The 22,582-nt window shown below is 43.1% G+C and carries 19 protein-coding genes; 4 read left to right on the top strand and 15 right to left on the bottom strand.

The features are described 5' to 3' along the window. From QZ106_RS00335 to QZ106_RS00325, 3 genes are all read left to right on the top strand, one after another. A partial coding sequence (locus QZ106_RS00335) for a Slam-dependent surface lipoprotein (RefSeq protein ID WP_295972819.1) occupies window positions 1–502 on the top strand: 502 nt, incomplete at its 5' end. A gap of 66 nt (window positions 503–568) precedes the next feature. Then, window positions 569–1,990 (top strand): porin family protein, encoded by a 1,422-nt coding sequence (locus QZ106_RS00330; protein WP_295972815.1) that lies wholly within the window; start codon window positions 569–571, stop codon window positions 1,988–1,990. A gap of 288 nt (window positions 1,991–2,278) precedes the next feature. Continuing rightward, a complete protein-coding gene (locus QZ106_RS00325; protein ID WP_295972814.1) occupies window positions 2,279–3,763 on the top strand; it encodes an aldehyde dehydrogenase family protein in 1,485 nt (494 codons plus the stop codon). A gap of 92 nt (window positions 3,764–3,855) precedes the next feature. On the opposite strand, the gene QZ106_RS00320 is transcribed toward QZ106_RS00325, so the two are convergent. The 13 genes from QZ106_RS00320 to QZ106_RS00260 form a co-directional block, all read right to left on the bottom strand. Continuing rightward, complete coding sequence (locus tag QZ106_RS00320) at window positions 3,856–4,620, bottom strand: MmcQ/YjbR family DNA-binding protein (RefSeq protein WP_295972811.1); 765 nt, start codon at window positions 4,618–4,620, stop codon at window positions 3,856–3,858. Window positions 4,621–4,917: 297 nt separating this feature from the next. Then, window positions 4,918–5,703, bottom strand: a complete 786-nt coding sequence (gene truA, locus QZ106_RS00315; RefSeq protein ID WP_295972809.1) for a tRNA pseudouridine(38-40) synthase TruA — start codon at window positions 5,701–5,703, stop codon at window positions 4,918–4,920. Between the two features lie 149 nt (window positions 5,704–5,852). Further along, entirely contained in the window at window positions 5,853–6,245 is a 393-nt protein-coding gene (gene rpsI, locus QZ106_RS00310) for a 30S ribosomal protein S9 (RefSeq protein ID WP_005557091.1), read from the bottom strand. Between the two features lie 17 nt (window positions 6,246–6,262). Beyond that, the gene (gene rplM / locus QZ106_RS00305) at window positions 6,263–6,691 is read right to left on the bottom strand and encodes a 50S ribosomal protein L13 (protein WP_006718336.1); all 429 of its coding nucleotides are present in this window, start codon (window positions 6,689–6,691) and stop codon (window positions 6,263–6,265) included. Between the two features lie 241 nt (window positions 6,692–6,932). After that, entirely contained in the window at window positions 6,933–7,529 is a 597-nt protein-coding gene (locus tag QZ106_RS00300) for a bifunctional 2-polyprenyl-6-hydroxyphenol methylase/3-demethylubiquinol 3-O-methyltransferase UbiG (RefSeq protein WP_295972794.1), read from the bottom strand. 11 nt (window positions 7,530–7,540) lie between these two features. Further along, window positions 7,541–9,520, bottom strand: a complete 1,980-nt coding sequence (gene recD, locus QZ106_RS00295; protein ID WP_295972791.1) for an exodeoxyribonuclease V subunit alpha — start codon at window positions 9,518–9,520, stop codon at window positions 7,541–7,543. Beyond that, window positions 9,520–13,182 carry an exodeoxyribonuclease V subunit beta gene (recB, locus tag QZ106_RS00290; protein WP_295972788.1) on the bottom strand — a complete coding sequence of 1,221 codons (3,663 nt, stop codon included), beginning with the start codon at window positions 13,180–13,182 and terminating at the stop codon, window positions 9,520–9,522. Before recB ends, recD begins: the two co-directional genes overlap by 1 nt. Window positions 13,183–13,251: 69 nt before the next feature. Next, window positions 13,252–13,608, bottom strand: coding sequence for a DsrE/DsrF/TusD sulfur relay family protein (locus QZ106_RS00285; RefSeq protein WP_033002726.1), 357 nt, complete (start codon window positions 13,606–13,608; stop codon window positions 13,252–13,254). A gap of 2 nt (window positions 13,609–13,610) precedes the next feature. Further along, on the bottom strand, window positions 13,611–14,921 hold the full coding sequence (locus QZ106_RS00280) for an NCS2 family permease (RefSeq protein ID WP_295972782.1): 1,311 nt from the start codon (window positions 14,919–14,921) through the stop codon (window positions 13,611–13,613). 128 nt (window positions 14,922–15,049) lie between these two features. After that, on the bottom strand, window positions 15,050–15,499 hold the full coding sequence (locus tag QZ106_RS00275; protein WP_295972779.1) for a YcgN family cysteine cluster protein: 450 nt from the start codon (window positions 15,497–15,499) through the stop codon (window positions 15,050–15,052). Between the two features lie 174 nt (window positions 15,500–15,673). Next, entirely contained in the window at window positions 15,674–16,936 is a 1,263-nt protein-coding gene (locus QZ106_RS00270) for a cytosine deaminase (RefSeq protein ID WP_295972776.1), read from the bottom strand. 9 nt (window positions 16,937–16,945) lie between these two features. Then, window positions 16,946–18,172 (bottom strand): cytosine permease, encoded by a 1,227-nt coding sequence (codB, locus tag QZ106_RS00265; RefSeq protein WP_209362638.1) that lies wholly within the window; start codon window positions 18,170–18,172, stop codon window positions 16,946–16,948. A gap of 912 nt (window positions 18,173–19,084) precedes the next feature. After that, the gene (locus QZ106_RS00260; RefSeq protein ID WP_295972771.1) at window positions 19,085–19,912 is read right to left on the bottom strand and encodes a neutral zinc metallopeptidase; all 828 of its coding nucleotides are present in this window, start codon (window positions 19,910–19,912) and stop codon (window positions 19,085–19,087) included. 137 nt (window positions 19,913–20,049) lie between these two features. Between QZ106_RS00260 and lysM the strand changes: the two genes are divergently transcribed. Continuing rightward, window positions 20,050–20,493 carry a peptidoglycan-binding protein LysM gene (lysM, locus tag QZ106_RS00255; protein ID WP_295972768.1) on the top strand — a complete coding sequence of 148 codons (444 nt, stop codon included), beginning with the start codon at window positions 20,050–20,052 and terminating at the stop codon, window positions 20,491–20,493. Between the two features lie 255 nt (window positions 20,494–20,748). On the opposite strand, the gene dapD is transcribed toward lysM, so the two are convergent. Both dapD and cysB read right to left on the bottom strand, forming a co-directional pair. Beyond that, a complete protein-coding gene (gene dapD / locus QZ106_RS00250; RefSeq protein WP_295972764.1) occupies window positions 20,749–21,576 on the bottom strand; it encodes a 2,3,4,5-tetrahydropyridine-2,6-dicarboxylate N-succinyltransferase in 828 nt (275 codons plus the stop codon). A 34-nt stretch (window positions 21,577–21,610) separates the two neighbouring features. After that, window positions 21,611–22,582, bottom strand: coding sequence for an HTH-type transcriptional regulator CysB (gene cysB, locus QZ106_RS00245; RefSeq protein WP_295972761.1), 972 nt, complete (start codon window positions 22,580–22,582; stop codon window positions 21,611–21,613).

The raw sequence follows: 22,582 nt of genomic DNA, 5'->3' as shown, positions 1-22,582 counted from the left end.
CCAAAAATATTCTGCAACTATCGCAGATTATTACGTTGAAGAAAGTTATAACAAAACAGCAGGTTTTCTTATGGATTTCAACCCTATAATATCAAATATTCGTACTCAAGGGCTGAAAACTCAAGTTGCAAATATTCCAACCGAAGGATCTGCAACCTATTCAGGAAGAGCTTTTCAAGGAAATATAGACAATACATTACCAAAAGAATCAAATCCTATTAAGGAAATTAATAAACACACAGGTATTTTGACCTACACCGTAAACTTTGCTGCTAAAACAGGTTCAGGAAAGATTCTCGGTTTTGGAGATCAAATCTCATTAGAACAGGGTGATATCTTAGGTACAGGGATTTCATCTACTGTAAAACAAGATGGTAGTCAACCAGGACATTACTCTTTAGATTTCTTCGGTAAGAATGCGGAAGAAATTGGCGGTAAAGTCTCCTTTGATGGAAAAGATACAGTCGGCTTTGGCGGTACACGTGGCGAAATCCAAAAATAAACTTTTCCTTTAATGTAAAAATGCCGTTTGAACCTCGGTTTAAACGGCATTACTTTCTAATCGACTATGAAAAAACTTCCCTATTTTATCATTCTACTTCCCTTAGTTACTCAAGCTGAAACCTTCCAAGCACCACAGCCTATTTTCTTTGGAAAGAATATCGTGCCGAAAACGGAAGATCCACAGATAAAAACGCCGGAAAAATCTACCGCACTTTCAGCGCCAGTGACATTCAATCAAGATGACAGCGCCCAAACTAAACTGGAAAAACTGATCAATTATAGTGTGGTAAAACAACAATGGGGGATATTGAAACAAACGTTGCCGCTTTATCAATCGCAACCTCAACACGATGTCACGCTATATCGTTATGCCCTAGGGGCAATGTTGCGGGCAGAACGCAACCATAAGCAAGCGATTCGTCTTTATCAGCAGATTGTTGATGAAAAGCCGGAACTTGCCTATCCCCGTTTCGATTTAGGCGTGATGTTATTTGAAAATAAACAATATCGCCAAGCCAAGGCAGAACTCGAGCGTGCTACACCGGCATTATCCCCAGCCATGCAACAATTTACTCAGCGTTACTTGGAGGCAATGAAGGAACGCCAAGACTGGAAAGCCGACATAGAATGGCAATATACCCAAACCGACAACGTGAATAACGCGTCATCCCAACAAGATATTTTGTTAGGTAAATTGCGCTTTAAAAAAGACAAAGAATCTTTGCCGCAAAAAGCACATGGTTTTCGTTACGGACTGGGGTTAAGTCGTGAAATCAATGTCGCCGGTAATCATTTTGTGACATTAAACAGCCGTTTTGGCGGCGTGCATTACTGGGATAATCAAGATTATAGTGAAAAATCACTTTACGCTGCATTGGGCTATCGCCATCGTTCCGCCTTACAATCTTTAGGATTGACGCCGTTTTTTGAGCAAAATTGGTTAGGCGCACCACGCTATAGCCAAAATTATGGCATTACCGCAGATTTACGCCGTGAATTGACCGCACTTTGGTCGCTCTCCGGCACGCTTTCCCACACGCAAAAACGCTATGCGGATACCAACGTTGCACGCCGTCACAACGGCTATATCAATGGCACAACGCTGGCATTAAGTTATCAGGCAAAGCCGAATTGGTTACTTTTCGGCGGTATGGAAGGCAGCCTAGATCGCAGTAAAGACAACGCGGAATCCTCGCTTCGTCGTGGTGTCAATCTCGGCACCGTCTGGCAAATCAAGGATTTCGCGACACGCTTAAGCATTCGGTATGTTAAACGTGACTTTCGGGCAAAAAACTTCTATTTTCCAACGAAAAAACGACAAGACAAGGAATATGATTTTAACGCCAGCCTATGGCATAACAAACTGCAATGGAAAGGCTTTATTCCTAAGTTAAATTATCGTTACCGTAAAATTGACAGTAATATTCCTGAATTTTATTCACGCACCAGCGGAGAGTGGTTTGTGTCTGTCGAACGTAATTTCTAAAGGAAGTTACCCAAAATAAAATAGAAAAAATGACCGCACTTTGATTTTCGCCTTCAAAGTGCGGTCTCTTTTCAAAGAGTTTTCTCTTTAGTCCACTTTGTCCATCTATCAAATCAATTTTTCTTACCTTTCCTCATCACCACCAAAATGTGATCTATCTCGCAGTTTCAAGTCTTGTCTTGTGTTCAAATTGAACAACAGTCCTCTTTTACGGACAAATGTTAAAGACCTGACGATAAAAAATCAGGTATCACTTTGATTCACAACATAGAAAAAAGGAGAAAACAGATGGCAAAAGATCTTAATGTCTTTGACAAACACTACGGTTTATTGATCAATGGCGAATGGACGGATGGCTCAGAAGGCAACACCTTAACAGCCCATAATCCGGCAAACGGTGAAGCATTAGCCACTTTTATTGACGCCACCGATGCGGATGTGGATGCTGCCGTAAATGCCGCCAAAGAAGCCTTTAAAACCTGGAAAAATACCAGTGCGACAGAACGTGCCACGATTTTAAATAAAATCGCAGACATTATTGACGAAAATACCGAGTTATTTGCCTTGCAAGAAACGCTGGATAACGGTAAGCCGATTCGCGAAACGCGCGCTGCAGATATTCCGTTGGCATCCGATCATTTCCGCTATTTTGCCAGTGTGATTCGTTCTGAAGAAGGCGTTGCCAACCAACTAGATAACGAAGACTTGTCGTTGATTTTACGCGAGCCGATTGGCGTTGTTGGTCAAATTATTCCGTGGAACTTCCCGTTCTTAATGGCCGCATGGAAAATTGCGCCGGCATTGGCTGCAGGTTGTACCGTTGTGATTCACCCGTCATCCTCTACATCATTGAGTCTGCTTTCCTTGGCGCAAAAGATTAATCATTTGTTGCCGAAAGGCGTTTTTAATGTCATTACCGGCAAGGGTTCCAAATCCGGCGAATATATGCTGCGTCATCCTGGATTCAGCAAACTGGCGTTCACCGGCTCCACCGAAATCGGTCGAAAAATCGGTATGGCTGCGGCTGAAATGTTGATTCCATCGACCTTGGAATTAGGTGGCAAATCCGCCAATATTTTCTTTGACGATATGCCATTTGATAAAGCATTGGAAGGCGCACAAAAAGGGATTCTCTTCAACCAAGGGCAAGTGTGTTGTGCCGGTTCACGGATCTTCGTACAAGAAAGCATTTACGATAAATTCATCGCGGCATTAAAAGAAGAATTTAAGAAAGTTAAAGTTGGCTTGCCTTGGGAAGATGACACGCAAATGGGTGCACAAGTCAACGGAAATCAGATTAAAGTGATCAGTAAATACGTGGATATTGCCAAAGAAGAAGGTTGCCAAATCATCCTTGGTGGGGGCAAATCAACCGATCCTGCATTGGCTCGCGGCGAATTTTTCCAACCGACTTTAATTTTGGCGCAGGACAACAAAAAACGCGTGGCACAAGAAGAAATTTTTGGGCCGGTTGCCGTGGTGATCAAGTTTAAAGATGAAGCAGATGTGATCCAAATGGCAAATGACAGCGATTATGGCCTGGGCGGCGCAGTGTGGACGTATAACATTAACCGTGCGCTACGGGTTGCACGCGCACTTGAAACCGGTCGTGTTTGGGTGAACTGCTATAACCGTTTACCGGCCGGCGCACCATTCGGTGGTTATAAAACTTCCGGTATCGGTCGTGAAACTCATAAAATGATGCTTGCCGCTTATACACAGGTGAAAAATATCTTTATCAGCACCCGTGAAGAACGCGAAGGCATGTATTAATCTTTTCATTTCCAGTCTAAAAACAAACCGCACTTTGATTTTATCCCTTCAAAAAAGTGCGGTTTATTTTTAATGTGTTTTTACTTTTCGACTCACTCTTCGCTCAACAGCGCGATTTCCTGTTTTAACGCATACGGCATATGCCGAGGCCCGCGTACCGAAGTGACTCCGAATTGCGCCATTTTCGCGCGGGGAATAAGACGCTTATCGTATTCTTTCAGACAACGAATTTTCATCACCCGCTTCACCTGTAAATTATCCGTACGTTTTTGGTGATATGGAATGTTTACCTCCAACACCACACATTTGTAACGAATGGCTCCCGTAGGTTCAGTGACGTACATATACACAATATCATCTACCGCAATATTGTTACTTTGCTTCCAGTAAATTTCTCCACCTTCGCGCAAGTCTTTCTCCACATCGTAATATTTCGGGTTGGCCGGCACGATCCATTCCGTATAACGGGCGATCCCAAGCTGTTTTTTCACTTGTCGGGTAGCGGTGAGATCAAAACTGGCATTTAATAAAAACAGTATGGTATCTTTCTCAACAGAGCCGTCTAGCAACACCGTTAACCAGTGATTTTTGTTCATGTGATAGGCTGGTAAGAATCCCGATTGAGGTAAAAATAAACTCAGCATTTCAGGGGAACATTTCACGTTCATCACAGGCAATTTTCCTGTGCCCTTTAGCCCCAATGACGATTTTTCGACATTCATCACAATGGCATACCATTTTCGATTATCGCCATGACGCAATACGGCATAATCTGGATGGGTCTTCCACAAATATTCCGGCTGAGTGCCATATTGGGTGAAGACATACTCGAAAACTTGTTGGGTTAACTCAGCCATTCCATGTTCCTCTTATTACTTTGATAACATCATTTTACGCCAACTTAGCTCTCAAAATAAAAGACATTAATTTCCACATCATTATTGTGCTTTTTAGTTCAACAGGCATATTATATTCCTTGAGAAAGGACTCCATCGTATCCCTCATTATCTGGTTTGGTGTCGGTGGGTTATGGATGAAGCTATTAGGTTGGTGGTAAAACCCCATTGAGCTTTATAGCCACCTAAAATTCTTATAAAAAATAACCGCACTTTACTCAACATAAAGTGCGATCACTTTTTTCAGTATTTTTAAGCTTAATCAGCAAAAAATAACGGTCCCATTGGCATTTTCGGTAACGCAAATCGGTCGGGATAAAGCACATCCACCAAATATAACCCTTCCGGTTTCGCTGTCGGTGCGGCAAGAGTACGATCTTTTTGCGCTAACAACCAAGCTAACCATTCCACCGGTTGATTGCAGCAACCCACTTCAATCAAGCTCCCCACAATATTACGCACCATGTGATGCACAAAGGCGTTTGCTTGAATATCCACGATGATATATTGCCCCAGACGGCTCACGTTTAAATGATGTACATTGCGCCACGGCGTGTTGGATTGGCATTGAGCGGCGCGGAAAGAACTAAAATCATTTTCTCCGAGCAATGCTTGCCCTGCTTGGTGCATTAATTGATGATCGAGTTCCAAATGGCAATGCGTCACGCCTTGCGGCAAAATGGCTGAACGCAGTTTATTACAATATAAAATGTAACGATAACGACGGGCGGTGGCACTAAAACGGGCATGAAAATCATCATCAACCACTTTCGCCCATCGCACGGCAATATCATCAGGCAAATTGGCGTTGACACCGAAACTCCAGGCCTTCTCAGGACGATTAGCTGTCGTTTCAAAGTGAATCACCTGCCCTGTGGCATGTACACCGGAATCCGTACGGCCTGCGCAGAAAATACTGATTTCTTCATCGGCAACGGTGGAAATCGCCCGTTCCAGTTCAGCCTGTACGCTGGCGACTTTTTCTTGTTTCTGCCAACCGAAATACTGTTTTCCGTCGTATTCCACACCTAATGCAATTTTCATGTTCTGTCCTGATTTTACTTAAAACGGCGTGCATTATAACAAGGCTTGGCGGATCTCAAAAACATTCTAAAAACCCACCGCACTTTTGCTGAATTTCACACATAAAAAAAGCAGAGATTGCTCTCTGCTTTTGGAAAAACGTATAAAAATTAACGTTTGGAGTATTGTGGACGACGACGTGCTTTGTGTAAACCCACTTTTTTACGTTCAACGCGACGTGCGTCACGAGTAACGAAGCCTGCTGCACGAAGTGCTGGGCGTAAGGTTTCATCGTATTCCATCAATGCACGGGTAATACCATGACGGATTGCACCCGCTTGACCGGAAATACCACCACCTTTAACAGTGATGTATAGGTCTAATTTATCAGTTAATTCAACCAATTCTAACGGTTGACGAACTACCATGCGAGCAGTTTCGCGACCGAAATAAACGTCTAATTCGCGTTGGTTGATGGTGATCTTACCATTGCCCGGTTTGATAAATACACGAGCTGAAGAGCTTTTGCGGCGACCTGTGCCGTAGTTTTGATTCTCTGCCATATCCTAAAACCTCGTGATTAAATATCTAATACTTGTGGTTGTTGTGCAGCGTGTTGGTGTTCAGCACCTGCGTACACTTTTAATTTACGGAACATTGCACGGCCTAATGGACCTTTTGGCAACATACCTTTAACCGCAATTTCAATCACTGCTTCAGGACGGCGTGCGATCATTTCTTTGAAAGTCGCTTGTTTGATACCGCCTACATAGCCTGTGTGCCAGTAGTAAATTTTATCGCTGTCTTTGTTACCGGTTACAGCAACTTTGTCCGCGTTGATAACGATGATGTAATCACCTGTGTCAACGTGCGGAGTGTACTCAGCTTTATGTTTACCACGAAGACGACGCGCTAATTCAGTCGCCAAACGACCTAAAGTTTTACCTGTCGCATCTACTACATACCAGTCGCGTTTAACCGTTTCTGGTTTTGCTACAAAAGTTTTCATTAATTAATTACCAATATAATAATATTAATACCCAGTGCTTAAAAAAGCACAACCAGTTATCTTAATCTTCACCCCTTCGAGTGCGATCTCGACAAAATAATGTGCGGTGGGAATCCGCAACATTCACAGGGTCGGGCGATTATACAGAAAATTTCACCGAAAAGCTAACGGTTTTATAGGGAAAATACGATAAATATTGACCGCACTTTGTCTTTTTATTCGTCACTGTCAAATAAAAAATCTAGGGTTTGCGTCCTAACAGGCAAATCACAGAACTGGTGCCGACATGACGACGACCTTCATTCATTTCTCGCACATCATGCTCTGCCAATAGCCATTCCAGCCCCAATAATGCTTGTTGCATCTCCGCTAAGGTGCCGAGCATTTCAACGTGACTCGGCCCACCGGTGCCATAATGAAGTTGATCGGGATGATAAAACACACCGGCAAACAAGCCGCCCGGTTGCAAGGCATTCACAATACGTTGCATGATTTGAGTCCGTTCCGGTTCCATAAAATGACAAAAGACGGACGTAATCACCGCATAATGCGCTGTTGGCATCGCCATTTCGGCAATATTCGCCAATCTCGTTGTGAATGGCACCTGATACTGATGTGCTAATGCTTGCGCTTTTCGCAATCCCACTTGAGAGAGATCCACGCCCTCCGTTTCTAATCCGTGACGGGCTAAAAAGATGCCATTACGCCCTTCTCCCGTGGCAAGATCTAAGGCTCTTCCCGAGGTTGGCAAGTAAGGCTGAATTCTGGCGATAAACTCATTGGGTTCCGTGCCGAAAATGTATTCTTCCGTTTGATAACGCTCATCCCATTTTGTCATATATTCCCCTTTTATTTTGCTAATAACTGCCCTAATCCGCTCTGGCGTTGTACCGGATTTTTCACCGCACTTTCCCACACACTTTGTAACGCAAACACCGTGAGGAAATCCTTGGTGCGGGTGATTCCCGTGTAAACCAGCTCTTTGGATAAGACCGGGCTATTTTCTAACGGTAAAATCAGGAACGTATGTGGAAATTCGGAACCTTGAGATTTATGTACGGTCATCACAAATGCCGTTTCATGATTCGGTACGCGACTAGCCAACACCTTTTTGTAGCTATTTTGTCCCTGTTCGAACCACACGCGTCCATGGCCTAAATAAATACCGATGTCGCCGTTGTACAAGCCGACTCCGCTGTCATTTTGCGTCACCATAATCGGCTTGCCGATATACCACTCCCGTTCCTGATGAAATTGTAACAACCGTTTTTGACGCAATTTTTCTGCAATAGCCAAATTTAGCTGTTCGACCCCAAACTCGCCTACGCGTAATGCGGTTAAAAAACGTATGTGATTAAACGCAGCAAAAATTGACCGCACTTTATCTTCCTGAAGAACGCCATCGGACGGAATTTGTTGCAAATAGCGCGCGTATTCTTCCGCAGCACGATCGACAATCAATTTCACACAAGCTTTACGCTGTTGCATGTCGTCTTTATTACTCAAATAATGCGCAAAGTCCGTTAAGTACACACCACAATGTTTATCTTGATGTTGCTGATATTGTTGCAATAACTGCCAACTCTTGGACGCATTACCTAAATTCACGGTCGTTGCCAACTCACCCACTTCCGGATTCGCCCCAAAACGGCGACTGACTTGTAAATAACAAATACTGTCGCTAATGGCGTTCATCTTCTCTTCTGATGGCAATATCATCCCTGTTGTTGCCTGTAAATATTGCGCCATGGGCGAGCTGTATGTCGGTTTTGCCGCATTCACAAAACGCCCTAATTCGCCCAAAATAGCACCGGCTTCTACGGAAGCAAGTTGGTCTTTATCTCCCAACAAAATCAGTTTAGTTTCCGGTTTGAGTGCATTAAGCAATTTAGCCATTAAAGTGAGATCGATCATGGACGCCTCATCCACCACCAACACATCCAACGGCAATGGATTGTCCGCGTGATAACGGGTTTCTTCACTGAAAAAACGCACACCAAGCAAACGATGGATCGTTTCTGCGTTCATCGGAATGTGCAGATTTTCGATGATTTCTCGCTTATTTGGCTCCTGTACAAATGTCTGTTTTAAACGTTCCACCGCATCCACAATGGATTCCGTTAAACGCGCTGCCGCTTTACCTGTTGGCGCAACCAATTTAATACGTAAGCCGTTTTGATGCAGTTCTTGCAAGGTTAAAAGCAACTTGGTTACGGTTGTTGTTTTCCCCGTTCCCGGTCCGCCGGTAATTAAACAAAAACGCTGACGTAATGCCATGGCAACGGCGATTTTTTGCCAATCAATCCCCTGTTCTTCCTGAAAATAGCGATCGAGAATCGAGGCAATTTGTGAGAATTGCTCGGTTGAAAAAACAGGCTCAAAACAGACCGCACTTTTGAAGTAATCGGCAATCCGAAATTCGTCTTGCCACACGCGATAAAAATACAAGCAATTAAACTGCAACACCAAAGGCGCGATTTGCTGTAATGGCGAATCGGTAAAGGCGATGTGTTGTACCTTTTGCAAGGTAGATTGCCATTGTGAAATCGGCAAATAATCAATTTTTTGCTGAATTTCTGTCAAATAAATACGTTCGTTAAAATAATCCTGTAAACCGAATAAATCCTGTTCAGTGGCTTGGTTCAACAAAAGACAGGTGTTGCCTTGACGATAATTGAAATTACACAATGCCGCCATCATTACCGCCAAGTTTTGCACAGAGGGCGCATAATTGAATGGTTGCTGTTTACGGTGAATAAACTCGGCAAAATAATAGTCGGCGGTGTTAATAATGCCTTTTTCTTTGAGTTGAGATAATAAAGTTAACATCAGAACAAATTCTCCAAGGCTTGAATTAACGCGTAATCCGGTTTATCAAAAAACACACCGTCCTGATTTTCCCCGTTCATGCCGCGCAAGAAACAATAAAACACGCCGCCAAAATGGGTTTCGTAGTGATAGTTTGCGTCACGTTGTTGCAAATAACGGTGCAATGCCAGCGTGTAAAATAAATATTGCCAGTCGTAATGGTTTGCCAGCATGGCTTGCTCAAGGCTTTTGCCAACATAGTTTTGTGGCTCGACACCGAGAAAATTCGATTTGTAATCCACCAAATAATATTTTCCGTTATGGCAGAAAACCAAATCCATAAAACCGCGTAACATGCCTTTAATCGCATCAAATTGCAGCGCTTCTGATGGTAAATGGTGATGTTTTTGCAACGCGCGATTAAATGCCGACACATCAAATACGCGATTAAGTTTCAAATAAAACTGCATTTCTTTCACGCATTGATGGCGAGATAAATTGTTCAGTTTCAACGTTGGATCATCTGCACTTAACGGCGTATCTAAAATCGCCTTCATCCATTGTTGTAAGGATGGCAACCAGGTTTCCTCTAACTGTAACCATTGGCAGAGTTTTTGCACTTTGTCTTCATTTAACGGCTGACTAAAATCATATTTTTCCAAGAAACGGTGCAACGCTGTACCGATTTTAATCCCGTGCGGGAAATCAAAAGGCGAATAGCCGAAAGGATAGGCAGATTCATGACTAGCGCTTTCAGGCATGGTTTCTGTTGCTTGTTCATTAAAATCGTAATCTTTGCCGCCATCAAAAACAGGTTCAAAAGCGACCGCACTTTCTGCCGCCAGTTGTTCTTTATAGTATTTTTTATTTTGATGAATTGCCTCAATGGCGCTGAAACTGGTCACCGTCCAGTTTTGTTCAATATGACCGGTAAATGTTGCCGCGTTTAATGGCGCTTGAGTCTCCGACTGCATTGGTGCATCTAGCGCTTTTAATGCCGTGGTTTCAGAAATCTGAATACTCCCCTCTGGGGCATCATGAACCAACTTTTTCAATAACGGTAAGCTATCGTAGGCTGTCGGCTTCTCATTTGTTTGAATTTCCCCTTGAGTGAGCACATATAACAAGGCACTCCACTTTTCCTCAAAGGTTTTCGGCACACCGATGTTCAACTGATATTTCGCTCGGGTCAGCGCCACATAGAGTAAACGAAGTTGTTCAGCAAAATCCTCTTGCTTTATATCCTTCTCATGAGAACCATCAATATCCCACAGCACATCGTCCCGATCTTGGTCGTAATAAGTAGAAATGTGTTCAGGCCTAAATTTGGAGGCATAACCAATAAACGGCAACCAAACTAAATCGTACTCCAACCCTTTGGATTTATGAATCGTGACAATTTTGACCAACTGCAATTCACTTTCCAACCGCACTTGTTGTTCATTTTGTCGATCTTCCCCTTGAATTTGCTTTTCAAACCAACGTAACAATGCCGCTTCACTTTCGTTCAACGTTGCTGCTTCTTGCAATAATTCCGCTAAATGCAATAAATCCGTCACCAGGCGTTTACCATCCACAGTGGGATACAATTTTTCAGTGATTTTTTCTTGTAGGAATAACTGGTGTAACATCACCAATACACCTTGTTTTTGCCACGTTCTTTGATAATGAATAAATTTTTCGACCCAATATTCCCAACGGTTTTCATCTAAACGAATACGCTGAATATCTGCTGCCGTTTGCGCAAAAATCGCCGTTGCAACAGCATTTAAAATATTGCGTTCGGAAAATGGATTAAGACAGGCTCGTAAAATCAACAACAGATCCTTTGCTGCTTTACTATCAAACACATTGCTATTTTCTGACAAAAACACGGAGGCAATGCCAAGACGACGTAATTCGTTTTTCACCAAATCAGCTTCTTTGCGACTACGCACCAATACGGCAATACTTTCCGGTTTTAAGTTTTTTTCGATACCTTTTTCATCGGAACGAAAATCGGCGGTATTTTCCACCGCACTTTGCAACCAATGTTGAATAGAAATGGCACAGACTTTCGCCATATTCTCTTTTACGGAGGCTTCATCCACATAAAACCGTACGGCAGGTTCCACTTCACCGTTTAACCAAAATTGCGGATGATCGTCTTTAGATTCGACCGGTAAGAATGGAATCTTGTCATATAAAAATGGAGGCGGTTCGTGAAAATCAAACAAGTGATTGACACATTGCACAACATCTTGGTGAGAGCGGTAATTTTTTCCTAGATTGAAACGGTGCTGTGCTTCATCAGCCGCTTTAAAGTAAGTAAAAATGTCGGCGCCACGGAATTTATAAATCGCCTGTTTTGGGTCGCCAATCATAATAAAGCCGTTATCAGACACTGATTCTAATCGCTGCGGCTCTACATAAACCTTAGAAAAAATCTGATATTGCACCGCATCCGTATCTTGAAATTCATCAATCATAGCAAACGGGTATTGATAACGAATCAACTGAGCAAATTCTGTATTATTCGGATGACATAAAGCTTCTTTTAACAAGCGCAATAAATCATAAAAACTTTTTTCGCTATGATTGAGTTTGTATTCAGCCAACTGCGCATTTAGCATTTCTAAATAATGAAACCAAAGCGCTTGAGACAGTAAAGCCTGTTGTTCGGAAAATGCTAACAACTCATCAATTTTGATGAAAAGCGGGTGACTCAACGCTTTCTGTGCATCCTCGCCTTTCTGTTCATCCATTGCCGTTTGCCCGAAGCGGTAAAAACAATCCGGGAAATCTGCTTTTTCGTTTTCCGCCCAATGCTTCATGGCAGCAAGCCATTTCGGGCGATTGGCAGATGTGAAACTGCGGCGGTTTAATTTTTGTTCTTTCGCATTCTTATATTTGGTGTTGATTTCTGTTTCAATCAACTCCGTAATTTCCACCTCTTTTTCTAACCATTTTTGCTTTAATTCGTGAGTTTGCGCGATTAATGCTTGCGAGTAATCAGTAAGTTTTGAAAGAAATTCCTCGAAAGTCCCCTCAAAAAAGTGCGGTCGTTTTTCCGGAAGTTTTAATTCGATTCCGGTAAATTTTTTGATTTTTGTCAAAATATTGCTTGGGGAAACCAAATTCTTTTGAATAAACTCGGCAACCCCATAAGGCTGTGAATAAAAATGCTCACGCCAAATTTTTTGTGCTAAGTGCAACAACAGCTCGTCTTCTTCGCCAGTCAATTCTAGATTGAAATGAACGCCTGAATTGAAGGCGTATTGCATCAGCATTCGGCGACAGAAACCATGAATGGTATAGATCGCCGCCAAATCCATGTTTTGTTCCGCCAAGGTCAGGCGTTGAATGGCAAGCGGTAAATTACTGATTGTCGCAACTAATTCGCGTAAAAAATCATCCTGTCCAAACACCGCAGAATCCTGTGTCTGCTGATAAGCCGTCAATTTTTGTTTGGCATCGTAAATACGCTCGCGAATTTTGCGTTTCAGCTCCTCTGTCGCCATTTCAGTAAAGGTCACCACCAAAATTTGCTCGACATTCAACGCATAGGGAAAGGTATTTTCCCCTGCCTGCAATAATAGGCGCAAATAAAGGGAACCCATGGTATAGGTTTTGCCCGTACCGGCAGAGGCTTCAATTAGACTAACAGCATTTAACGGGATAGAAATCGGATTGAGTTGTTGCATGGTTAAGATTAAAAGAATGAAAAATATTGAATAAAATAAGGGCGGAACCGAATCCGCCCAATACTCTCGCTAGAAATTAACGACTTTATCTGCCCATAACGTCCATTTGGAAACATCGTCTAAGGTGCCGCGAGTCACGCCGTCAATCAGTTTGGATTCAAATAAACCGCGTGCTTTGGTGCAGCTTGTGCAAAGTTTAACTTCTGCGCCTTGTGCCACCAAGATTTCCATCACTTGTTGTACGTTAGACCCTTCATTTGGGTGCTGACCGGCAATGCCACTTAACACAGAATCACCAAAACAGAACACTTTAATTTCTACTTCCTTGCCATGTTCTTCCTGCAAATTCACGGCTAAACGCAATGCGTTGAAGCTTTTTTCTGTGCCGTATGGCGATTCATTTAAAATAAAAAGAAGTTTTTGCATCATTAACCTACCCAGATAAATTTAATTAAGAATAATAAAGAAACCACCCAAACCGGTGCATTCACTTCGCGCCAACGCCCCGTTCCGACTTTCATCACACAATAGCTGACGAAACCAAACGCGATTCCTTCGGTGATGGAGTATGTAAATGGCATCATCGCAGCAGTAATAAAGGCAGGAGTCGCTTCTGTTAAGTCGTCCCATTGCACTTTAATTAAGCTGGATGCCATCAAAATACCCACATAAACCAATGCGCCCGCGGTAGCATAAGCAGGCACCATGCCGGCCAATGGCGAGAAGAAGATCGTCAGTAAAAACAATAACCCGACAACAACCGCCGTCATACCGGTACGCCCACCGACCGATACGCCTGCGCCACTTTCAATATAAGTACTGATCGCAGAAGTACCGATATAAGAACCAACAACGGCGCTTGCGCTATCAACATATAAAGCTTGTTTCATTTTCGGGAAACACCCTTTTTCATCGCTAAAACCTGCTTTGTCGGTGACACCAAGCAAGGTACCGGACGAATCAAATAAGTTCACTAGTAAGAAAGAGAAGGTGATACCAACAAGTGCCGTATCCAATGCACCGGCAATATCCACTTGGCCAACCACTTGAGTTAATGCCGGCGGCATGGAAACGATGCCGTGGAACATCACGCTTTCGTCAAAATACAATGCAAGTGCGGTCACCGTTGCGATAGAAATTAGCACGCCGGAATAAATATTGCGTGCTGCCAACACCACGATAATAAAGAAGCCAAGGATGCCCAATAACACTTGTGGGCTGTGTAGATCGCCTAACGCCACTAAGGTTGCCGGATTGGCAACCACCAAGCCCATATTTTTGAAACCAATTAAGGCGATAAAGAAACCGATACCGGCACCAATACCTACCCGCAAACTAAGCGGAATGGATGCCATCAGCCAATAACGGATTTGGAAAATAGTCAATAGCAACAAGCCGACAGAGCCCCAAAAAATAGTACCCATACCCACTTGCCAAGAATAGCCAAGTTTACCGACAACCACATACGCAAAAAACGCATTCAAGCCCATTGCCGGCGCCAATGCGATAGGCAAGTTACTGAATAACCCCATGGCAATCGTACCGAAGCCTGCGATTAAACAAGTGGTCACAAAGACAACTTGCTTATCCATGCCCGCATCCCCCAACACAGACGGGTTCACGAAAACGATATACACCATGGTAAAAAAGGTGGTAATACCGGCAATAATTTCAGTTTTGGATGAGGTTCCTTTTTCTTTTAATTTAAAGAATTGTTGTAGAAAAGATTGATTTTCCATTGTAATTTCCAATCAGAGACAAAATAAAAACGATGAAAAACAAGGTTATAAGAAAGGTGTTTTTCCCGCTGATTCTAGCAAAAGATCAGAAAGACTGCGACGGGTTTATTGTCTATACACGGTACCTCTTACGCCTCATCATCCTCATCTAAAATAAAGTCAAACCAATCAATCACATCACGTTCATGAATGCCATATCGAATCAAGATATCGGCTTTTCTCACACTCTCAGGATCGCCACTGATTAACGGGTGCCATGACGGCAACGGCTTACCTTCATAAAGCAAACGATAAGCGCAAGTCGTCGGCAACCAACCGAATTCGGGCAAATTGTCTTTGGTCAGTTTGGTGCAATCCTCTTCCAACTCAAAACGTTTCAAATAATTACCGCACTTTCCTGTTTCTAAATCCAATAAATTGCACGCGATACGGGTGTAATACAAACGCTCATATTTCCCCTCGCCATCAATGTATTTACGATAACAACACTTGCCGCAACCATCGCATAATGCCTCCCATTCGTCATCATTCATATCAAGCAGGTTTTTGTGTCGCCAGAAATCAGGTTCTAATTGCATAGGATTATTTACCGGTTTGGTTTTAAAAGCGGAAATTATAGAGAGGAACGCAGCCTGTGACAAATACTGAAAGAGAGGTTTAGAAAAACAAAAAAGTGCGGTCAATATTGACGATGTTTTTCAACAGAAAAAACACATCGGATATTGACCGCACTTATCCTTAAAAATAACAGATTAACGATAGGTGACGCGTTCGTTATCGTTTAAATGAATGGTCGTTTCAGCCAATTTGGTTTCTGCAATGACCTTGCCGTGGCGAATAGAATAACGCGTCGGCACTTGACGTCGTACTGCATCAAAGCCATTTTCTGCCGGTAAAATAATAAAGTTAGCGGCATTCCCCTCTTCCACGCCATAATCTTGCAACCCTAGCGCTTTTGCACTGTTTTCAGTCACTAATTTTAAGCCGTCGTTAATTTGTCCGTAACCCATGAGTTGGCAAACGTGTAACCCCATGTGTAACACCTGTAACATATTTGCGGTTCCCAACGGATACCAAGGGTCAAATACGTCATCATGGCCGAAACACACATTGATATTGTTTTTCAGCATTTCTTTCACGCGCGTCACGCCACGGCGTTTTGGATAAGTATCGAATCGACCTTGCAAATGAATGTTGACAAGCGGATTAGCCACAAAATGAATTTTGGATAATTTCAACAAACGGAAAAGACGAGAGGCATAGGCGTTATTGTACGAATGCATTGCAGTAGTATGGCTCGCCGTCACTTTGTCGCCCATTTCATATTTCAACGCTAACGCAGCAACCGTTTCCACAAAGCGGGATTGTTCATCATCAATTTCATCACAGTGAATATCGATTTGTTTGTTGTATTTGCGCGCAATATTGAAGGCAATGTGCATAGATTCCACACCGTATTCACGGGTGAATTCAAAGTGCGGTATGCCGCCCACCACATCTGCGCCCATTGCCATCGCTTGATCCAACAAGGCTTCGCCGTTCGGATAAGACAAAATTCCCTCTTGTGGAAATGCCACAATTTGAAGATCCACCCAAGGAGCCACTTCTTTTTTCACTTCGAGCATGGCTTTAAGTGCGGTTAACGTTGGGTCGGACACATCCACATGGGTACGCACATGTTGCACGCCATTTGCGATTTGCCATTTTAAGGTTTTCCACGCGCGGGATTTCACATCCTCATGGCTCAATAAAGATTTTCGCTCAGCCCAACGTTCAATCCCTTCAAATAAGGTACCGGATTGGTTCCAGTTCGGTTGTCCTGCGGTTTGTGTCGCATCCAAATGAATGTGCGGTTCAACAAACGGCGGATACACAATGCCCTGTTCGCCGTCTAAAATATCTCCGGAAAAATCAATCTGTTCTTCGTTAGGCAGAATACGGGCAATCTTGCCGTCTTCAATGACAATCTGCCATAAGCCTTCACGGCCGTTAATATGAATATTTTTAACTAACATTTATCGCTCCTATTTAAACGCCAATTTTTTACCGAATAACGGCGTTAACACAAAATAAGCCACGGCACCGCCAATAACGGCATTTAACGGAATAATGCCCGGCAAGAATTTACCGCAAGCAATCCCGATTGCTACAGAGATAATTGCCGTCCAGTTGATGGTGACAAATTTTGCTTGTTCAAAATTGGCATAGGCTTTATTACGCAAAATATAGTCGGCAATGATAACGCCACCAATCGGCGGAATCGCGGCAGATAAAAACGTTAACCAGCCCACAAAGTTGTTGTATAACCACAAGGCGCAAAGCGTACCGATCACACCGTTTAATACCGATAATGGACGGCTACTCCAGCCCGTAATGTTGGCGAAACCCAAACCAGAGGCATAAAGCGCGTTATCGTTAGTCGTCCAAATATTTAAACCAAGCACAATAATCGCCGGCAGAATTAATCCTTGGGCAACCATCACATCAGAAATATCAGACATCCCCGTCACCGCTGCCCCGGCGGCGCCAAAGACGAACATTAATGAGTTGCCCAAGAAGAACGCAATCATACTGATTAAAATCGCTTGTTTGGCTTTGCGTCCGAAACGCACGAAGTCAGCCGTTAATGAACCGGCGCTGATGAAAGAGCCCACAACCAAGGTAATGGCCATCGGTAAGGAAATGTCATCTTTCGGCATGATATTTTCTAATACAGATAAACCACCGGCATCTGTTACCGCCAAATACACCGAATAAGAACCAAGCACCGCAATTGCCGGCACCGCGATAGTGGAAAGAATGGTTAGTGCGGAGATACCGAAGAAAACCGTGATGGTCATTAATAAACCTGAGCCTAAAATTAAATAGTTCACATCAATGCCGGTAACTTTATTAACCGGAATAGCAAACATCGCCACCCCGACACCGAACCAGCCCACTTGGGTGCCGCCTAAAATTAAAGATGGCAACCAAGAGCCTTTCACACCGAAGGAATAACGCGCCAAAACATGGGTTGTTAAGCCGGTTTTTGCACCGATGTAGCCAAGAAATGACGTGTAAATCCCTAACATTAAGTTACCGATGATCACGGCTAACCAGAAATCATGGTAAGTGAGTGATGTGCCCAGCGTGCCGCCCGTCCACATACTTGCAGAGAAAAACGTTAATCCCAGCATAACAAACGTCAGTGCCACAGCACCTTTACGTTCATGTTGTGGAACGGGCTTCAAACTAAAATTTTCAGAACTCATTTTTGTATCCTTTCAAAGTAAAAAAATCGGCAAATTCTAATCCTTAGCCAAGCCAAAAGCAAACGTTTGCTTTGTGAAAAAAATAAAAGTGCGGTCAACATCCAGCGTGTTTTTTCAATTAAAAAACATCGTCAATGTTGACCGCACTTTCTCTCCTCTACCCTTTCAACTGGGACAAACGCCCTTCTTCATCCCCTCGATAGCGCGCGTCTCCTGACGCGAGCCCAAAACATCAATTTCATTTAATTCAGATTTTTACTATTTTCATGACTAACTTCATTCAGTTTATTTATTTTTAGCTAGATGTAAGCACGCGTCAGGAGACGCGCGCTATCTAGGTATAATAGATTGTAATGGCTCAAGCGTGGACGCTTGCGCCATCAGGGGTATGGAGCCAACAAATAGCTTAAGCGATGAACAGAAAAATCCTCGCTATATAATGAACAAGGCTGGCAAGCAAAATTCAACATATAGGATAATTATTTAACCCCTCGTAGCGTGCAACTTGTTGCACGAATGATTAACCTCGATGCGTAATTCACGATTTCATGCGTAGCGTGCATCTTGATGCACGACTAAATTACGCACAGAACGTTATTTAACGCTTTCGGGCATTCATGATTTCGTGCAACAAGTTGCACGCTACGATTCACTAAAATAGTAATATGAAAATAAACACGGTGACCAGTTTTCACAAGCCCCTTGAGGGGCTTTGTGAAGTATAGGCCCTTATAGGGGAGCCTAAAAACCGCACGCTTTACGTGCGGATTGTTATTTGAATAAATCAAAGGCTGATTTTGACATATCGTCAACATCAGCCTTTTTGATGAATAAGTGCGGTCGGTTTTCAACATGTTTTTCTGCATTAAAAAACGACTCAAACATCCACCGCACTTTTGTTTCTTCCAATCGCTAAAAGGGATTACATTGTGCCGGATTGCCACTGGTTAGCCCCAGTTTAAACCATTGCAAACGCTGGGCTGACGTACCATGGGTGAAACTATCAGGAACCACATAACCTTGGCTGCGTTTTTGCAAACGGTCATCGCCTACCGATTCCGCCGCATTAAACGCTTTTTCAATATCGCCACGTTCAAATAAACCGCTTTTTACCGCTTGTGATGCCCACACGCCGGCATAGCAATCCGCCTGAAGTTCCAATTTCACGGAAAGTTGATTTGCTTCCGTGCGGGATGAACGACTTTGCAGATGATGCACTTGTGTCAACGTGCCGAATAAATTCTGTACATGATGCCCTACTTCATGGGCAATCACATAAGCAAACGCAGATTCGCCGGCTGCCCCCAGTTTATTTTTCATGTCGTTATAAAAGGATAAATCCAAATAGACCCGTTGATCATTTGGGCAATAAAATGGTCCCATGGCAGATTGCCCGGTGCCGCATGCTGTCGGGGTTACGCCGTTGTAGATAACCATGCGAGGTTCTATATATTGTCGATTATTTTTGGAAAAATATGTGGACCACACTTCTTCTGTGTCGCCTAGCACCACTTTGGAGAGTTTAAATAATTGGTCTTCTTGCTGTGATTGCAAAGGTGAACTTTGTGTAGTGCCCACCTCCATCTCACCAACCAAGTCTGATAAATCCACGCCATAATAAGCGCCGACCAAAATAATGATCAGCCCCAAAACACCGGTCGGTTTTCCGCCACCGAAACCACCGCCCGAGGAACGTCTATCTTCCACATTTGAACTTTCTCTACGACCTTGCCAACGCATACTTTTTCCTATCTTTAAGTTAAATTCGCGCTATTCTAATCTAGAACCCTTTTTTCCGCCTAACATTTTATTCCTAGACTTATATGGCTGAATTGGGTATGTTGTGGCTCCCTAAATCAATCAACAAGGAGATGAAAATGGGATTATTTGATTTTATCGGCGATATCGGTAAGAAAATCTTCAGCAAAGAAGAAGAGGCTTCCGCCGCAGTAACCCAACACATTAACGAAGACAACCCAGGCGTTGCGGATGTAGCGGTGAAAGTCGAAAACGGCGTGGCTAAAATTTCAGGCGTGGCAAGTTCTGCCGGTGCTTTAGAAAAAGCGGTATTAATGGCAGGGAATATTGCCGGTATCAGCAACGTGAATGTTGATGACGTGACCGTGAAAAACGGTGAAACCCTTGCCGGCGATGATGAATTTTATGTTATCCAAAAAGGCGATACCCTTTGGAAAATTGCTGAAAAACATTACGGCGACGGCAACAAATATGCTGCCATCGTAACGGCAAATAAAGAAGTGATTAAAGACGCAGATAAAATCTTCCCGGGTCAAAAAATTCGTTTACCGAAAAGCCTATAGTGTTATTAAAAACCTTTGAATAAATGACCGCACTTGATGATATAAGTGCGGTCTTTTTTTACTGTGTTTTAATTGAATCACAGCGTGCAACTTGTTGCACGAAATTGTGAAACCCGAAAGGGGTAAATAACGTTCTGTGCGTGATTTGGTCGTGCATCAAGATGCACGCTACGCACTTATAGTATTATTTAAAAACGTTTAAATAAACGACCGCACTTGATGGTATAAGTGCGGTCTTTTTTTATTATGTTTTAACTATTCTTCAATAGAACGCAATAATTCATTAATACCGACTTTGCCTAAAGTCTTGGCATCTACTTTTTTCACGATAACAGCACAGTAAAGGCTGTATTTACCGCACTTTGACGGTAGGCTACCGGACACTACAACGGAACCTGCCGGCACGCGACCATAGTGAATTTCGCCGGTTTCGCGATCATAAATTTTGGTAGATTGGCCGATAAAGACACCCATGGAAATCACACAACCGTCTTCAACAATCACCCCTTCTACTACTTCAGAACGTGCGCCGATAAAGCAGTTATCGCCGATAATTGTTGGATTGGCTTGTAAGGGTTCTAACACGCCACCGATCCCTACGCCACCGGATAAGTGCACGTTTTTACCGATTTGTGCGCAAGAGCCGACTGTTGCCCAAGTATCCACCATTGTGCCTTCGCCCACATACGCCCCGATATTCACGTAAGATGGCATTAATACTGTGTTTTTAGCAATGTATGCGCCTTTGCGTACGGTAGCAGAAGGCACGACACGGAAACCTTCTTGTTGGAAACGTTCTTCTGTATAATCGGCAAATTTTAAAGCCACTTTGTCGTAGTATTTGGTTTCTGCGCCATCAATAATGTGATTGTCATTGATACGGAAAGAGAGCAACACCGCTTTCTTCAACCATTGGTGAGTGACCCATTCGCCATTAATTTTTTCGGCGACACGGTATTTGCCACAATCTAAGCCTTCGATCACTTCTTCAATAGCGGCACGGGTTTGTGCATCAACGGTTTTCGGTGTAATTTCTACGCGTTTTTCAAACGCATTTTCAATGATTTGTTGTAAATTTGACATGTTTTTTCCTATATCAATGTGAGTTAAATAAGCGTTATAAAACATCTAATGTGACGTTATCAAAAAGTTTTTTCACCGCATTATTATCGTGCAGACGTTCTGCTTTTTCTACGTTTTCACGGGTTAAGTGCGGTGAAAAATAAGTAATAAAATCATACATATAATTACGTAAGAACGCACTGTTCTTAAAAGCGATTTGGGTCATGCTTGGACGGAAGAGATGATCCGCTTTAATGGCAATGAGATCCGTATCTGCTGCAGTATGCGCCATGGATGCCATGATACCCACGCCCAATCCCATGCGTACATAGGTTTTAATAATATCGGCATCCGTTGCCGTAAAGACGATATTTGGCAAAATCCCAGCGCTATTAAAGGCATAATCTAAATCCGATACGCCGGTGAAACCGAACGTATAGGTTACCAGTGGGTATTTGCCTAATTCCTCAATGGTCAGCTGTTCGCATTTCGCTAAGGGATGATCAGGCCTTACGATCACGGAACGATTCCATAAATAACAAGGCAATAAGACTACCCCATCAAATAAATACTGCGCTTCGGTGGTGATCGCCAAATCCACTTCATCTGATAATAGCGCATCGTAAATTTGTGAAGGCGAACCTTGGTGAATATGCAGGCTCACATTCGGATAACGCTTAGAAAAACGCTCAACCACCGATGGCAACATATAACGTGCTTGCGTATTCGTTGTGGCGATGCGTAACATCCCATGATCCGGCTTCGTATATTCATCGGCAATTGAACGAATGCCTTGCATTTTCATCATTAATTCTCGAGAAATGGCGACAATGCGCTTTCCCGGAGGCGTTAACCCTTTAATATGTTTGCCGTTACGCTCAAAAATTTCCAATCCAAGCTCGCTTTCTAATAAGCGAACTTGCTTACTGATCCCCGGCTGTGAAGTAAACAGGGCATTTGCCGCTTCCGTCACATTAAAATTTTGATTCACAATCTCAACCACATAGCGAAGTTGCTGAAATTTCAT

Source organism: uncultured Aggregatibacter sp. (assembly GCF_901873365.1).
GTDB lineage: Bacteria > Pseudomonadota > Gammaproteobacteria > Enterobacterales > Pasteurellaceae > Aggregatibacter.
The sequence above is the reverse complement of the archived record's forward strand: the minus strand, read 5'-3'. Positions and strand labels throughout refer to the sequence as shown.

Coding starts and splice junctions, on each gene's coding strand:
- QZ106_RS00330 (WP_295972815.1), top strand. CDS start 569: ATGAAAAAACTTCCCTATTTTATCATTCTACTTCCCTTAGTTACTCAA.
- QZ106_RS00325 (WP_295972814.1), top strand. CDS start 2,279: ATGGCAAAAGATCTTAATGTCTTTGACAAACACTACGGTTTATTGATC.
- QZ106_RS00320 (WP_295972811.1), bottom strand. CDS start 4,620: ATGGCTGAGTTAACCCAACAAGTTTTCGAGTATGTCTTCACCCAATAT.
- truA (WP_295972809.1), bottom strand. CDS start 5,703: ATGAAAATTGCATTAGGTGTGGAATACGACGGAAAACAGTATTTCGGT.
- rpsI (WP_005557091.1), bottom strand. CDS start 6,245: ATGGCAGAGAATCAAAACTACGGCACAGGTCGCCGCAAAAGCTCTTCA.
- rplM (WP_006718336.1), bottom strand. CDS start 6,691: ATGAAAACTTTTGTAGCAAAACCAGAAACGGTTAAACGCGACTGGTAT.
- QZ106_RS00300 (WP_295972794.1), bottom strand. CDS start 7,529: ATGACAAAATGGGATGAGCGTTATCAAACGGAAGAATACATTTTCGGC.
- recD (WP_295972791.1), bottom strand. CDS start 9,520: ATGTTAACTTTATTATCTCAACTCAAAGAAAAAGGCATTATTAACACC.
- recB (WP_295972788.1), bottom strand. CDS start 13,182: ATGCAACAACTCAATCCGATTTCTATCCCGTTAAATGCTGTTAGTCTA.
- QZ106_RS00285 (WP_033002726.1), bottom strand. CDS start 13,608: ATGCAAAAACTTCTTTTTATTTTAAATGAATCGCCATACGGCACAGAA.
- QZ106_RS00280 (WP_295972782.1), bottom strand. CDS start 14,921: ATGGAAAATCAATCTTTTCTACAACAATTCTTTAAATTAAAAGAAAAA.
- QZ106_RS00275 (WP_295972779.1), bottom strand. CDS start 15,499: ATGCAATTAGAACCTGATTTCTGGCGACACAAAAACCTGCTTGATATG.
- QZ106_RS00270 (WP_295972776.1), bottom strand. CDS start 16,936: ATGTTAGTTAAAAATATTCATATTAACGGCCGTGAAGGCTTATGGCAG.
- codB (WP_209362638.1), bottom strand. CDS start 18,172: ATGAGTTCTGAAAATTTTAGTTTGAAGCCCGTTCCACAACATGAACGT.
- QZ106_RS00260 (WP_295972771.1), bottom strand. CDS start 19,912: ATGCGTTGGCAAGGTCGTAGAGAAAGTTCAAATGTGGAAGATAGACGT.
- lysM (WP_295972768.1), top strand. CDS start 20,050: ATGGGATTATTTGATTTTATCGGCGATATCGGTAAGAAAATCTTCAGC.
- dapD (WP_295972764.1), bottom strand. CDS start 21,576: ATGTCAAATTTACAACAAATCATTGAAAATGCGTTTGAAAAACGCGTA.
- cysB (WP_295972761.1), bottom strand. CDS start 22,582: ATGAAATTTCAGCAACTTCGCTATGTGGTTGAGATTGTGAATCAAAAT.